At 32.6% G+C, this 13230-nt stretch carries 14 protein-coding genes and 2 tRNA genes; 12 read left to right on the top strand and 4 right to left on the bottom strand.

All coding sequences use genetic code 11. The features are described 5' to 3' along the window. Positions 1-159 precede the first annotated feature (159 nt). The 3 genes from OLM54_RS17310 to OLM54_RS17300 all read right to left on the bottom strand — a co-directional run bounded on the left by OLM54_RS17310 (position 160) and on the right by OLM54_RS17300 (position 3920). Positions 160-1377, bottom strand: coding sequence for an MFS transporter (locus OLM54_RS17310; protein WP_264535816.1), 1218 nt, complete (start codon positions 1375-1377; stop codon positions 160-162). A 262-nt stretch (positions 1378-1639) separates the two neighbouring features. Beyond that, positions 1640-2680, bottom strand: a complete 1041-nt coding sequence (locus OLM54_RS17305; RefSeq protein ID WP_264535815.1) for a Gfo/Idh/MocA family oxidoreductase — start codon at positions 2678-2680, stop codon at positions 1640-1642. A 169-nt stretch (positions 2681-2849) separates the two neighbouring features. Further along, complete coding sequence (locus tag OLM54_RS17300) at positions 2850-3920, bottom strand: NADH:flavin oxidoreductase/NADH oxidase (RefSeq protein ID WP_264535814.1); 1071 nt, start codon at positions 3918-3920, stop codon at positions 2850-2852. A 200-nt stretch (positions 3921-4120) separates the two neighbouring features. Here OLM54_RS17300 and rseP point away from each other — a divergent pair, with 200 nt between their 5' ends. The 12 genes from rseP to acpS all read left to right on the top strand — a co-directional run bounded on the left by rseP (position 4121) and on the right by acpS (position 11774). Beyond that, positions 4121-5464 (top strand): RIP metalloprotease RseP, encoded by a 1344-nt coding sequence (gene rseP / locus OLM54_RS17295; protein WP_264535813.1) that lies wholly within the window; start codon positions 4121-4123, stop codon positions 5462-5464. 83 nt (positions 5465-5547) lie between these two features. Next, positions 5548-5621: transfer RNA gene (locus tag OLM54_RS17290), tRNA-Asn, on the top strand. A gap of 38 nt (positions 5622-5659) precedes the next feature. Beyond that, positions 5660-5733: transfer RNA gene (locus tag OLM54_RS17285), tRNA-Asn, on the top strand. Between the two features lie 350 nt (positions 5734-6083). After that, positions 6084-6479 (top strand): helix-turn-helix domain-containing protein, encoded by a 396-nt coding sequence (locus OLM54_RS17280; RefSeq protein WP_264535812.1) that lies wholly within the window; start codon positions 6084-6086, stop codon positions 6477-6479. A 177-nt stretch (positions 6480-6656) separates the two neighbouring features. Then, positions 6657-6947 (top strand): hypothetical protein, encoded by a 291-nt coding sequence (locus OLM54_RS17275; protein WP_264535811.1) that lies wholly within the window; start codon positions 6657-6659, stop codon positions 6945-6947. Further along, a complete protein-coding gene (locus tag OLM54_RS17270; RefSeq protein ID WP_264535810.1) occupies positions 6937-7275 on the top strand; it encodes a helix-turn-helix domain-containing protein in 339 nt (112 codons plus the stop codon). The genes OLM54_RS17275 and OLM54_RS17270 overlap by 11 nt, the downstream gene beginning before the upstream one ends. Positions 7276-7278: 3 nt before the next feature. Further along, positions 7279-8115, top strand: coding sequence for an ImmA/IrrE family metallo-endopeptidase (locus OLM54_RS17265; RefSeq protein ID WP_264535809.1), 837 nt, complete (start codon positions 7279-7281; stop codon positions 8113-8115). A gap of 13 nt (positions 8116-8128) precedes the next feature. Then, complete coding sequence (locus OLM54_RS17260) at positions 8129-8866, top strand: hypothetical protein (RefSeq protein WP_264535808.1); 738 nt, start codon at positions 8129-8131, stop codon at positions 8864-8866. Positions 8867-8886: 20 nt separating this feature from the next. Next, positions 8887-9909, top strand: a complete 1023-nt coding sequence (locus OLM54_RS17255; protein WP_264535807.1) for a nucleotide kinase domain-containing protein — start codon at positions 8887-8889, stop codon at positions 9907-9909. 99 nt (positions 9910-10008) lie between these two features. Further along, a complete protein-coding gene (locus OLM54_RS17250; RefSeq protein ID WP_264535806.1) occupies positions 10009-10797 on the top strand; it encodes a dCTP deaminase domain-containing protein in 789 nt (262 codons plus the stop codon). Position 10798: 1 nt separating this feature from the next. Continuing rightward, complete coding sequence (locus OLM54_RS17245) at positions 10799-11377, top strand: nucleotide pyrophosphohydrolase (protein WP_264535805.1); 579 nt, start codon at positions 10799-10801, stop codon at positions 11375-11377. 16 nt (positions 11378-11393) lie between these two features. Further along, complete coding sequence (gene acpS, locus OLM54_RS17240) at positions 11394-11774, top strand: holo-ACP synthase (protein ID WP_264535804.1); 381 nt, start codon at positions 11394-11396, stop codon at positions 11772-11774. A 117-nt stretch (positions 11775-11891) separates the two neighbouring features. On the opposite strand, the gene OLM54_RS17235 is transcribed toward acpS, so the two are convergent. After that, positions 11892-13088, bottom strand: a complete 1197-nt coding sequence (locus OLM54_RS17235; protein WP_264535803.1) for an aminopeptidase C — start codon at positions 13086-13088, stop codon at positions 11892-11894. Between the last annotated feature and the right edge of the window lie 142 nt (positions 13089-13230).

Raw genomic sequence — 13230 nt, 5'->3', positions numbered from 1 at the left:
TTGAATACTAGTTTTCGAATGAAAATGAATTTGGTGAGAATACATTTTCAATTCTTCATTCAAAGAATAAAATTGATTTTTGGGTTGAGTCTTAAAATTCAAATGTAGAACAAAAAAATTATAAACTAAGTTATTTCTTATTAATTATTTTTAGAAAAACTACGTCGTTCTAATCTTAGAAACCATAAAGGCAATTAAAACCCCAAAGATTCCGATAAAAGCAAAGGAGAATTGAAGTCCGAAATTTTGGGCAATATGACCAATTACCGGAGGTCCCATAAGGAAACCCAGAAAACTTACACTGGAAACTATTGTTAAAGCTTCTCCCGGCGGAACTGTTGGGTTTTTACCTGCCATACTATAAACTGTAGGTACAATTGTAGCAACGCCTAAACCTACAAGCATAAAAGCAAGTGTACACGGAATGATATAAGGAAGAAAAACGGCTGTAAAAAGACCCGCAGAGATCATGACTCCGCTAATTTGCATTACGCACTCACGTCCAAATTTATTGATTAATCCGTCGCCTAAAAATCTTCCTCCGGCCATCATAATCATAAATGAAGTATATCCTAAAACCACTAAAGGTCCCGGTGCTTTTACAATGTCTTTAAAATAAACACCACTCCAGTCAAACATTACGCCTTCGCTGGCCATGCTGCAAAAACCAATTACACCAAGCCAAATTAAAGCGCTGTCCGGTTTTGTAAATATTTTTTTTTCTTCCGTTTTTTGTTTGATTTTTTTCTCTTTGGCTTTTACCAAAAATTTAAAATTAAACGCTACCATAAGTATAACTACGGCTCCAACAATTAAAAAATGATGTAGTGGAGAAAGGTTTAAAGCTAACATTCCCAGACCAACTAAAGCGCCCGTGAATCCTGCAAAACTCCACATACCATGAAAAGACGACATGATTGTTTTTTTGAAAAGAACTTCGGTATAAACGCCCTGTGTATTTACCGCTATATTAGCAAGATTTTCAAATAAACCAAACAAAAATAATCCTAATGATAATTGTAATGCTGTTGTTGCCAAACCTAAATTGGCCAGACACAAAACATACATAATTAAGGAGAAAACCAAAATGCGATGACTTCCGAATTTAGTAACCATTTTTCCTGAAAAAGGCATGATGATCAATTGTCCCATTGGAAGCGCAAAAAGTATGGAACCTAAATCACCTTCCGTTAAATGTAAGGCGGTTTTAATATCCGGAATTCTACTTGCCCAGGTTGCAAAACTTAAACCCATACCAAAATAAAACATCCCGACAGCAACGCGAATTCGGTTTAAGTAAGAGACTTTTGCTTCTCTATATACTTTCTTGATTTTTCCTTTGGTTTGGAAAAGTGATAACGGATTAAAATCTATCAAAGCGTATTTTTTTTGGGTTTGTTACTATAAAAATACTAAAAACCTTTTTTATAGACTATTTATCTCGTGTAGTTGCTCTATTTATAACGTTATTGTTTATAAATTACGGTTTTGTAATGAAGGAAATTTATTGTTTTGCCCCTTATTTTCCAGATTAAAAGGATTTTTTTTGCCACGAATTTCACTAATTTTCTCTAATTTTATTCTGTTTGAAATCCATTTAATTTGTGGAAATTCGTGCAATTCGTGGCGAAAACTGTTGTTATAAGTCAATTACTTTTTTCTGTGTATTGCTTGCAATCGCAGCTTCAATGATCTGCATTACTTTTACACCGTCTTGTGCTGTAACAGGTTCTGTTTTATCATTTGCAATTGAATCGTAGACGCCATCAAAAAATGAAAAATAATTTCCCTGAAGCGTTGGTACTTTTTCGCGAACTAATTCTCCGTCAACATCTGCATGCAAAAGTCCCTGAAAGATTTCCGATTCTGTTCCCCAGCTTTCTAAATTTGGCTTTTTGCCGAGTTTCAATTCGTCTTCCTGAACATCGCCGCGAGGTTTTAAGAAAGATCCTTTTTTACCGTGAATGGTATAAGCAGGATTTGCTTCTCTAACAAAAAAACTGGCTTTTAAACGCACTCTGAAATCTTCATAAATCAACAATAAATCCATCCAGTCATCAACCAAAGTGTTTTCTCTCGTATAACGAATATCTCCAAAAACCGACTTTGGCGAACCAAACAAACAAACAGCCTGATCGATTAAGTGCGGCCCTAAATCTTTCAGGATTCCCGCGCCATCATTTACGGTTTCTTTGTGCGCTTTTGGACTCAATAATGGGTTATATCTGTCAAAATGAAATTCGGCTTCAACCAAATCTCCCAAAGTTCCTTCTTTGATTATTTTTTGAATGGTTTTAAAATCACTGTCCCATCTTCTGTTTTGAAAAACGGCTAATTTTAATCCTTTTTCTTTAGCGATTTTTGCTAATTCTTCAGCTTCGGCAACAGTTGTTGTAAATGCTTTTTCTACAACGGCATGTTTTCCTGCCAAAAGCACTTTTTTAGCATATTCATAATGGGTTCCAACGGGCGTATTTACAATTACCAAATCGACATTATCTGCTAATACATCATCGATTGTTGGATAACTTTTTACAGTTGGATAATCTTCCTGAATGAGTTTTTTGCTTCTTTCCCAAGATCCTAATAATTCAAAACCGGGATGAATATCTAAAAACGGAGCGTGAAAAACTTTTCCCGACATTCCGTATGATAATAGTGCTGTTTTTATTTTTTGCATTTTGTATGGTATTTAGTTTTTTTCGCCACAGATTTCACAGATTAAAAGGATTTTTTTTCTGCCACGAATTTTAATTTAATTTTGAAGTCAATACAATTCGTGAAATTCGTGGCAAACTTTTATTTTTAAAAATCCTTTTAATCATGAAAATCTGTGGGTAAATAATTTATTAAATTTTAGCTCTTGCGTATTGTTTTGGCCATAAAATATCTTCGTTTAAATCTTTGGCGAAATCTAGAGGTAAATTCGGATTTCTTAAAGATTCTCTGGCGAATAAAACCAAATCGGCCTGATTGTTCTGCAAGATTTCTTCGGCTTGTATGGCATGCGTAATCAAACCAACGGCTCCGGTTAAAATGGACGCTTCCTTTTTGATTTTTTCTGCAAACGGTACCTGATAATTAGGATGCAGCGGTATTTGCTGATGTGAAACTAATCCGCCGGATGAAACGTCAATTAAATCTACTCCTTTTTCTTTTAAGATTGCCGAAAGTCTCACAGATTCTTCCGGATTCCATCCTCCTTCTGCCCAATCTGTGGCTGAAATTCGAACAAACAAAGGTAAATCTGAACGCCATTCTGATTGTACTGCTTCTACAATTTCTAAGGTAAAACGGATTCTGTTTTCGAAAATTCCACCATATTCATCGGTTCTTGTGTTGGTTAAAGGCGATAAAAACTGGTGTAATAAATAACCGTGTGCGCCGTGAATTTCTAAAACCTGATATCCGGCTTCGACAGCTCTTTTTGTTGCTGCTTTAAAATCAGTTATTACTTTTTGAATTCCGTTTTTATCTAAAGCTTCAGGAAGAAACGGTTCGTCTTCATGATACCCGATTGCACTTGGCGCAACGGTTTGCCATCCGCCCTGAGCGAAATCTAACTTTTTATTGCCCAGCCAGGGAGCTGAAACACTTGCTTTTCGTCCTGCGTGTGCTAACTGAATTCCGGGAATTGCATTTTGAGAAACGATAAATTCGTTGATTGTTTTTAATTTTTGAATGTGATCGTCTTTCCAGATTCCTAAATCGGAAGGAGAAATTCGGGCTTCGGGAGAAACCGCTGTAGCTTCCTGAATAATTAAACCAACTCCGCTACTGGCACGGCTTCCTAAGTGAACCAAATGCCAATCGTTTGCAAATCCGTCAATTGCAGAATACTGGCACATAGGCGATATAACGATTCTATTTTTTAAGGTAATTTTTTTTATAGTAAGAGGAGAAAATAACAATGAAGCCATAATTTGTAACTTTTAATGGTTTTGAGCTACCAATTGGTATGGTAGTGTATAAAAAAGTAAAGTTAAAGCTTCTTCTTAAAAGTAGAAATCTAAATGTTTATTAATTAACAAACATTTAAAACCTTATGTATTATCTTGCACTATTAAATTAAAATAGAAACGTTACTTTTGTGCGTTAAATTACGAACTAAAAATACAAAATGGATATAGTTATCAAACTCTCTCAATTTCTATTGAGTTTATCTTTACTTATTATTCTTCACGAATTAGGACATTTTATTCCTGCAAAATTGTTTAAAACGAGAGTTGAAAAATTTTACTTATTTTTTGATGTTAAATATTCGCTGTTAAAAAAGAAAATTGGCGAAACAGAATACGGAATTGGATGGCTGCCGCTTGGTGGTTATGTGAAAATTTCTGGAATGATCGACGAAAGTATGGACAAGGAACAAATGGCTTTGCCACCTCAACCTTGGGAATTTCGTTCGAAACCAGCTTGGCAGCGTTTGATTATTATGTTGGGCGGTGTTACAGTAAACTTTATCCTGGCATTTATTATTTATATCGGAATGGCGTTTGCTTATGGCGATACTTATGTGGCAAATTCTGATTTGAAAGATGGTGTTTACATTGAAAATCCCGCAATGATTAAAGCAGGATTTAGAACCGGAGATAAAATTATTTCTATCGATGGTAAAAAAGTTGAGAATTTTGACAATGATATGAACATGAATGTCATCATGTCGAAACATGTATTGATTGAAAGAAACGGACAACAGCAAACGATCAATATCCCGAATGATTTTGTAGATCAGTTATCAAAACACGAAAAAGGATTACTTGTAGGTATTAGAATGCCATTTGTTGTAGGTAAAGTTGCCGAAGAGTCAGGAAATTCATCTCTAAAACCAAAAGATTTAATTGTAAGCCTGAATGGTCAAAAAATAAAATATTTTGATGAAGCAAAAGTTGTTTTAGAAGCTAATAAAGGAAAAACTATTCCGGCAGTTGTATTACGAGATTTAAAAGAAACTCCAATTACTGTAAAGGTTTCGGCAACAGGAAAATTAGGTGTTATTACCGGTGGTTTGGGTATGGAATCTTTAGAAAAACTTGGTTACTATAAAATAAGCACAAAAGAATACAGCTTTTTCGAATCTATTCCGGTTGGACTTACAAAAGGTAAGGATCAATTAGTAGGTTACGGCAAGCAATTGAAAATGATTTTTAATCCTGAAACAAAAGCATATAAACAAGTAGGTGGTTTTGCGGCGATTTTTAATATTTTCCCTACTTCTTGGAGCTGGGAAACGTTCTGGTCGATTACCGCTTTATTGTCGATTATGCTTGGAGTTATGAATTTATTGCCAATTCCGGCACTTGACGGTGGTCATGTGATGTTTTTATTATACGAAATAATTAGTGGTCGTAAACCAAGCGATAAATTCCTTGAGAACGCCCAAATGGTTGGTTTCGTATTACTTATCACGCTGCTTTTGTTTGCTAACGGAAACGATATTTACAAGGCAATTGTAGGCAAGTAAAAATATTTAATAAAAAGAGTTAAAATATTTTTGGAGAATTAAAAATTCGACTATATTTGCACTCGCTAAAAAGAGCAACAACTTCCTCCTTAGCTCAGTTGGTTAGAGCATCTGACTGTTAATCAGAGGGTCCTTGGTTCGAGCCCAAGAGGGGGAGCAACTTTTTTTAGCAAACATATTTACCTTTAAGGTGATTCCTCCTTAGCTCAGTTGGTTAGAGCATCTGACTGTTAATCAGAGGGTCCTTGGTTCGAGCCCAAGAGGGGGAGCTTATTAAATACCACTTACAAATTGTAAGTGGTATTTTTTTTTGATAAAACTGCAAATTAGAATCCACAATAATCATTGAGTTGATTATGTTGTCATTTCGACCGAAAGGAGAAATCACACACGTAACTCGACGAAGATTGGCGATTATGATTGTGGAACTTCTTGTGTGATTTCTCCCTTCGGTCGAAATGACAAAAGGCACTTGTTACGTGTACGAAAAATTGTATTTTTGTTTAACAACTCTGTAATTAAACAAAAAAAGAAACACACAAAAAATGTATCGCACAAATACAATCTAGTATCTTACAACACAAATAATTTTCTCAAGAATTTTAAATATCTTTGAATTATGAGCACACTAACAAAACCAAATCATATAGGGCGAAAAATTAGCCGTATTCGTGAACTTCAAGATATGAAACAAGAAGCACTAGCGTATGCTTTAGGCGTGAGCCAACAGTCTATTTCGATTATGGAAAACAGCGAAACAATTGATGATGAAAAACTTCAGGCAATTGCTAAAATATTAGGTGTTTCGGCTGAAGCTATTAAAAATTTCTCTGAAGAAGCTATTTTAAACAATATCCAAAATAACTATGAAGGATCTGTTATTAATGCTGGACCAACGGTAAATCATCAATGCTCATTTAATCCTCTTGATAAAGTTGTGGAACTTTATGAGCGTTTGGTTTTGGCTGAAAAAGAAAAAGTAGAATATTTAGAGAAGCTGTTGAAAGGGAAGTAGGATTTCTTTTCATAAAATATATAATCAAGAAAGAGGCTCTTACAAAGCCTCTTTTTTTTGCAAACATCACTAACAAATTCAACTACAGTAGATTATTTACAACAATGAGAGCAAAAAAGTTCACAAAAAATTTGCTTGGTAAGATTTTCTTACTACATTTGTATAAAAATCATACAAATGGTAACACTTAGTCAACAAATAGTAGAAAATGAGATTGTAAAAGTTATCACTGACACACAAAAACTTTTAGGAATTCGAGGTGAAATCAACAGTAATAGTTGTCCTGGAAATATTTCAGGCATATCTAGCATAATTCTCATTGATGTAATATCCGAATTATCCATCAAATTAAAAGTAGAAATCCCTCACGATTGTTATATATTTCATGATAAAAAATCTAAAAAACAATTATCAATAATAGAAGCGGCTAAAAAACTGATTAAAGAAGGAAAAGACTATGGAAAATAATAATGCGAGTTCAAGTCGGGAAAAAATTGCTGAAAGACTTAAAGAAGCTAGAATATCATCTGGTTTGTCACAGGCCCAAGCAGCAACCCAGCTAAAACTTCAACGGCCAGCAATCTCTGAAATTGAAGCAGGTAATCGAAAAGTAAGTGCCGAAGAAGTAATTCAATTTGCCAATTTATATAAGGTTGATAGTAATTGGTTACTGCTTCAAGATTCCCAAGAAGAAACAGAACAATTTAAACTGGCCGCTAGAGAATTAGAAAAATTAAGTGAAGAAGATTTAAAAAAGGTAATGGATATTTTAAAAATTCTTCCTAAAAAACGTTAAAATATGGATTTTCTTTATATGCAAGCAGTAAGGATGGCTGGTGAAATTAGAAATACACTTAAACTTAGTTTGCATGAGCCAATTAATATCTTTGATTCATGCACAAAATTAGGTTTAGATGTAAGATTTGCAGATATTAATATGGAAGGAATGTATATAAAGAATACTTCATCTTACTCAACTATCTTACTTTCAAGTCTTCGCCCCATGCCAAGAAGGGCTTATACTTGCGCACATGAACTTGGACATCATGTTTTTAACCATGGAACAAAAGTGGATGAATTAAATAGTAATGGATTTTCATCTAATAATGAAGAGGAAAAATTAGTAGATATGTTTGCCGGAGCGCTACTAATGCCAATCATAGCTATAAAGGCTGAATTTGTTAAGAGAAACTGGATTCCAGAAGAGGTTGGTCCTTTCGAATTCTATACGATTTCTTCAATCTTTGGGACAGGTTATGGAACGCTAATAGTACATTGTCGTGCAAATAAAATTATTAGTAAATCAAAAGCTGAATCTCTTTTGAAATATACACCTGCAAAATTGTTAAAAAGCATATTCGGAGAACAAGTTGAAAATACTCATTTTAAAATTCTTGATGGAAAATCAGATCCAAAAATCATTGATTTAGAAGTCAACAATTATATCATTTTACCACCCTCAATAAAAATTAAAAGTGATCATTTACAAGAATTTAAAGTTACATCTTTAGGGATTGCTTATAAATCAATAAAAGCTGGAATATCGAGAGCTACAAATGACGAAATTTCCTGTTTTATCAGAATACAAAATGAAAGATATGTTGGCCTTTCAGAATATCGCCATTTAGAGAACTAAAAAAACAAATAAGATGATTGAACAAGTAGAGGAGACAAATTTATCAAAAGCATGGTATAAAACGCTTGAGTTAACTGTCAATAGCAAACATAAAGAACTTACACCATTTTTAATTACCTTGACAGGGTTCGAAGAAGATATAAAAATTAGAGAAATATTAGACAAAAGTCTTTTAGACAATCAAAAAGCAACTATTCAAACTGTTGCTGAAACGATATTTCCACAATCATTATATCAATATTTGCAATATGACCGTTTTGAATTATACAAAAGATACAAAACTAACTTAATACGCATAAAAAAAGCAAGCTCAAAGAATAGAAATGGAACATATTTTGAAAGGTTAATTTCATATGATGGACATAAAAATCAATTAGAAACTATTATATCTTCTTATCTAAAAGACAAAGGTGTTAGGAGATCAAAATTACAAGCATCTATTTTTGATCCAAGATATGACCATACTGATTTACCATACCAAGGATTCCCTTGCTTACAACATGTAACATTTTATGTGAATAAAAATGGAGGATTAATATTAAACAGTTTTTATGCGATACAATATTTGTATGAAAGAGGATATGGGAATTGGCTAGGTTTAATATATTTAGGACAATTTATGGCGAAAGAAATGAATTTAGAATTTGAAAAATTCAATTGTTTTGTAGGTGTGGAGCAACTTGATTATTTGGGGAAAAAGGAAGGTCTAAAATTGTTACAAAATATTAAGGAAAATATAGTCTGTGAGTAATTAACTGCTATTTTTGCAATATGGAGCAATTAAAGGAAAAATTAGTTTTAAAAGCTAAAGAAAGTAAAATTATTATTCATGTGCCATTGGCACCAGCAAAAACAACTGAAGTGTTTGATTCCTATTGGAAATTTGCTTCTTTAAGACAAGAAGTCTTTTTCAATAGATTTCAAGGTATGGATTTCCCGTTTACTTCAGATCCAATCATTAATAAATATAAGTTTACTAATGTTTATAGAGCCAGTGATAGAGTTAGTCAATATTTAATAAAACATGTAATTTATAATGAGAATCTACCAAATTCTCCAAAAGAAATTTTATTTAGAATATTATTATTTAAATTATTTAACAAAATTGAAACATGGGAGTTACTTTCTGTTAATTTTAATTTGACGTGGGAAGATTACAATTTTAAAGAATACGATAGAGTTTTGTCAGATGCTATTTCAAAAAATACAATTTATTCAGCTGCGTATATTATGTCTTCATGTAAATCATATTTTGGACATTTAAGAAAACATAGTAATCATCTTAAATTAATTGAACTAATAATAAATAAAAACACCCATGATCTTTTAATGTCTTTTAAAACTATGCAACAGTGTTTTGAATTATTAAAGAGCTTTCCTGGGCTAGGTGATTTTTTAGCTTATCAACTTGTTATTGATATTAACTACTCGCCTATTTTAAGTTTTTCTGAGTCTGAATTTGTTGTAGCTGGACCTGGAGCAAAAGGAGGCATAAGTAAATGTTTTAGTGATACAGGTGGATTAAGTAATGTTGAAATCATAAAATTTATGACCGATATACAAGAAAAAGAATTCGAAAGGCTGGAACTATCTTTCAGAACATTGTGGGGTCGTAGATTACAACTTATAGATTGTCAAAACATCTTTTGTGAGGTAGATAAATACGCTAGAGTCAAACATCCTGATATAATGGGAAACAGCGATAGATTAAGAATAAAACAAACATTTAAAATGAACCAACAACCTATTGATTTTTGGTTCCCTCCTAAATGGGATATAAATAAAAACATTTAGTTTTATTAAACAAAAGTATTGAAAAGATTGATTGTAATTATCTGGTTTTTAGATGAAATAACAGATAACTATTGTAACTTTGTTAAAACTTAGTAGTAAATGGCATTTGTAGGTAACAAAAAATTAATAAAAATTCTTGAGGCAACAGATGTAATTGTACCTTATAAGGAAGCAAATATAAAAAATGCTGCCTATGAATTATCATTAGGTAATCAAGTATTTCAGACAGATAGTAAACCAAGGACAGTAAAAACGCTGAGTAAGGATGAAAAAATATATATTTCTCCTGGACAATTTGCTTTGCTTCTTACAGAAGAAACAGTAAAAGTCCCCCAAGATAAAATTGCCTTCATTTCAATAAAGGCAGGAATTAAATTTAAAGGTCTTGTAAATGTTTCGGGATTTCATGTAGATCCTGGATTTGAAGGTAAGTTATTATTTTCTGTTTATAATGCTGGACCCGCTGTTATAATTTTAAGTAGTGGAGAAAAATATTTTCCTATTTGGTTTGCGGATATTAGTAAGACAGATGATTACAAAGGAAAGCATGAACATCAAGAAAAAATACCTAATGAACCTGTTGAAGCATTGAGTCAAAATGAATTAGCTTCACCAAATGTACTTAGTTCTAGAATTGATACCTTAAAAGATCATTTAACAAAAATAGAATGGGTTGGTCTTGCAATTTTAACTCTTGTAATTGGTATTAATGTCAAATTTTGGACTGATCATAACAACATGGAAAAAGCAGTTGAGTTTGGTTATAATAATAAGGCAATTGAAATTAGTTCTGATTCTATGTATAAAAAAATGGAATCTAAGATTATCGATCTAAATGTTAAAATTGATAGTTTAAATAAAACAATTAAACGTCTCAAAAATCCATAAAATGAAAAAGAATATAGTTTTTTTCGATTCAAATTTTGAAGAGCATGAACAGCTTCTAAGAGAATATACTGTGAATTTTGTTTCATTAAAAGTTGATGCAAGATTTAAAACTAAGGTATCAATCAATGGAACTCAAATTGGTGATATTATTGACGACAACTCTGAAGAAGCTGATTCGTATAGATTTCATGATGTCTTTCATTACACGTTTGCAACTATGTTAGGATGGTCTCCATGTACAAGAGCAATGATGAAAAGAAAAAGGAAAAGCATATTTACTGTTGACGAATTTGAAGATGGAGCTAGAGCAACAATTACGGAAGAAGCAATTTCTCTACTTATATTTAATAAAGCTAAACAAAAAGATTTTTTCAAAAATCAAACTAAAATCAGTTCTTCTCTATTAAAACAAATTAAGGAATTGACATCTACTTTCGAAGTAGCTAAACGAAGTAAGAAAGAATGGGAATGTGCAATATTAAAAGGATATTCATTATTCAATGACTTAGTAAAAAACAATGGCGGAAATATACATTTCAACATGATAGAAAAGACTGCTATTTATGAGTTAAGTTTATAAACTTAATTATATCAATATGATAATTAGTATTGGCTGTGATATTGTTGAGCATTCCTTAATAAAAAAACTGAAATGGAATTCGAATGCGCAATTACAAAAAAGATGTTTCTCTCAAAAAGAAATAGATTTATACAATACTCACAAAAAATCAAATTTTATTCCTGGAAGATTCGCTGTAAAAGAAGCAGTATTAAAATGTTTAGGAATAGGCATGGAAGATGGACTTTCATTAAAAGATATTCAAACTTTACAATCAAAAAATGGTCAACCATTCATTGAATTATTTGGAGAGGTGAAAAAAAGATCCGACAATCTTGGAATAACTTCTTGGCATGTTAGTATTAGCCACACCAAAAAAAATTCAATTGCATATGTAATAGCCGAAAAAATCAAATGAAAGTAAAATAATATTCAAAAAAAACGCCAAATAAGCTTCTCAATGTGTTTGAAGAATAAACATAAAAAGCGCCACAATTACTTGCAGCGCTTTTCTATCTCTTAAAAAACCCTCTTATTAAACCCCCAACTTCTTAGCAATCTCAGTAGGAATTCCACCCTTATTCACCATTAAAGCAGTCGTTTTATATTTTACGAAATTTTTGGTTACGAATAAGAAACCTTTGTAGTCGTTTGTTTCTCCCCAAGAATTTTTTACGATGTAATATTCTCTTCCGGTTTGATCTTTTGCAAGACCAATAATGTGCATTCCGTGGTCGTCTGTTGTTGTGTAGTTGTCAAACGCAGCCTGACGCATTTCCGGAGTAATTTCCGGTTCTGGTTTTGGTCCGTTAAACATGTCTGCTTTTTCTTCGACGGTCATGTCATCGAATTTCTTTTGCGGAACATAAGCTACACCATTTTTCCAGCTAAAGCTTTTCTCGCTTACGTCAGTTGCCCACGCTACAGTATATCCTTTTTTCAAAGCATTGTCGATAACATCTGTCATGTCGTTTACTTTTACGTTGTAAACCTGATCGAATGACCAGTTGTCCGGTACCATCATGGTTGTTTTTTGGTAATATGGAGCCGTTGTAAAAGATGACATTTCGATATAATCGTCAGGATTAATTCCTACTACTTCTTTAGCAAACGATTGTGGCGTGTAATTTTTTCCTTTATAGATGAAGTTATCCGGCACTTTTCCTAAATAAGAATCGATAACGGCTGCATAAGCTTTTTGCCAGTTTGGTGTTAATTCACCATTTGGATTCTTCACCACAGCAGTCAAAACACCTTCGATAATAGCGGCCATTTCGCCAAATTTATTTTTATCTGTTCCGTAGTTTAATCCTGTGTAAACTTCCCTTGGTACGGTTCCGTATTTTTTGTACATATTAATTACGTCATGCAATGCACCTCCGTCACCCAAAGTAACTGCGCCATGCATACGCACATAATTAATTCCTTTTTCTACATAAACGTTTCTTGCAGAGTAAATTTGAGACAATTCTACAGGCTGTTTTCCTAAACGAATCATTTCTGACTCTAAAAATGAGTTTGTAGAATAACTCCAGCATGTTCCTGATGAACCTTGCGTTTTTACCGAAGTTGTTCCCAAATTAATTTGTTCTGTGAATTTAAAGTTCTCTTTACTTTTATCACTTGCATTTAACTTTAGTGAGTTAACCAAAACGTCTTGTGCAAAAGAGCTGCTTACACCAACTAAAAAAGCCGATGCAACGAAAACTGATTTCAACGTAATTTTATACATAATCAATGATTTAAATAGTTGACTAATTAGTAGCCTGGAATCTATATTTGTTACAAATCAATTAAATATTACATAATTTGTGCGATGTATAACCGTTAATTTTTTCATAATGTTTTTGTTAAGCGATATAACCTTACAAAAT

The sequence above is a fragment of the Flavobacterium sp. N1736 genome (genome assembly GCF_025947065.1).
Lineage (GTDB): Bacteria > Bacteroidota > Bacteroidia > Flavobacteriales > Flavobacteriaceae > Flavobacterium.
Note: the sequence above shows the minus strand (reverse complement) of the source record. Positions and strands in the feature narration are given on the sequence as shown.

What these genes read in the sequence shown, in the direction of transcription:
- OLM54_RS17305 (WP_264535815.1), bottom strand. Translation starts at nt 2,680, where the DNA reads ATGCAAAAAATAAAAACAGCACTATTATCATACGGAATGTCGGGAAAA.
- OLM54_RS17300 (WP_264535814.1), bottom strand. Translation starts at nt 3,920, where the DNA reads ATGGCTTCATTGTTATTTTCTCCTCTTACTATAAAAAAAATTACCTTA.
- rseP (WP_264535813.1), top strand. Translation starts at nt 4,121, where the DNA reads ATGGATATAGTTATCAAACTCTCTCAATTTCTATTGAGTTTATCTTTA.
- OLM54_RS17280 (WP_264535812.1), top strand. Translation starts at nt 6,084, where the DNA reads ATGAGCACACTAACAAAACCAAATCATATAGGGCGAAAAATTAGCCGT.
- OLM54_RS17275 (WP_264535811.1), top strand. Translation starts at nt 6,657, where the DNA reads ATGGTAACACTTAGTCAACAAATAGTAGAAAATGAGATTGTAAAAGTT.
- OLM54_RS17270 (WP_264535810.1), top strand. Translation starts at nt 6,937, where the DNA reads ATGGAAAATAATAATGCGAGTTCAAGTCGGGAAAAAATTGCTGAAAGA.
- OLM54_RS17265 (WP_264535809.1), top strand. Translation starts at nt 7,279, where the DNA reads ATGGATTTTCTTTATATGCAAGCAGTAAGGATGGCTGGTGAAATTAGA.
- OLM54_RS17260 (WP_264535808.1), top strand. Translation starts at nt 8,129, where the DNA reads ATGATTGAACAAGTAGAGGAGACAAATTTATCAAAAGCATGGTATAAA.
- OLM54_RS17255 (WP_264535807.1), top strand. Translation starts at nt 8,887, where the DNA reads ATGGAGCAATTAAAGGAAAAATTAGTTTTAAAAGCTAAAGAAAGTAAA.
- OLM54_RS17250 (WP_264535806.1), top strand. Translation starts at nt 10,009, where the DNA reads ATGGCATTTGTAGGTAACAAAAAATTAATAAAAATTCTTGAGGCAACA.
- OLM54_RS17245 (WP_264535805.1), top strand. Translation starts at nt 10,799, where the DNA reads ATGAAAAAGAATATAGTTTTTTTCGATTCAAATTTTGAAGAGCATGAA.
- acpS (WP_264535804.1), top strand. Translation starts at nt 11,394, where the DNA reads ATGATAATTAGTATTGGCTGTGATATTGTTGAGCATTCCTTAATAAAA.
- OLM54_RS17235 (WP_264535803.1), bottom strand. Translation starts at nt 13,088, where the DNA reads ATGTATAAAATTACGTTGAAATCAGTTTTCGTTGCATCGGCTTTTTTA.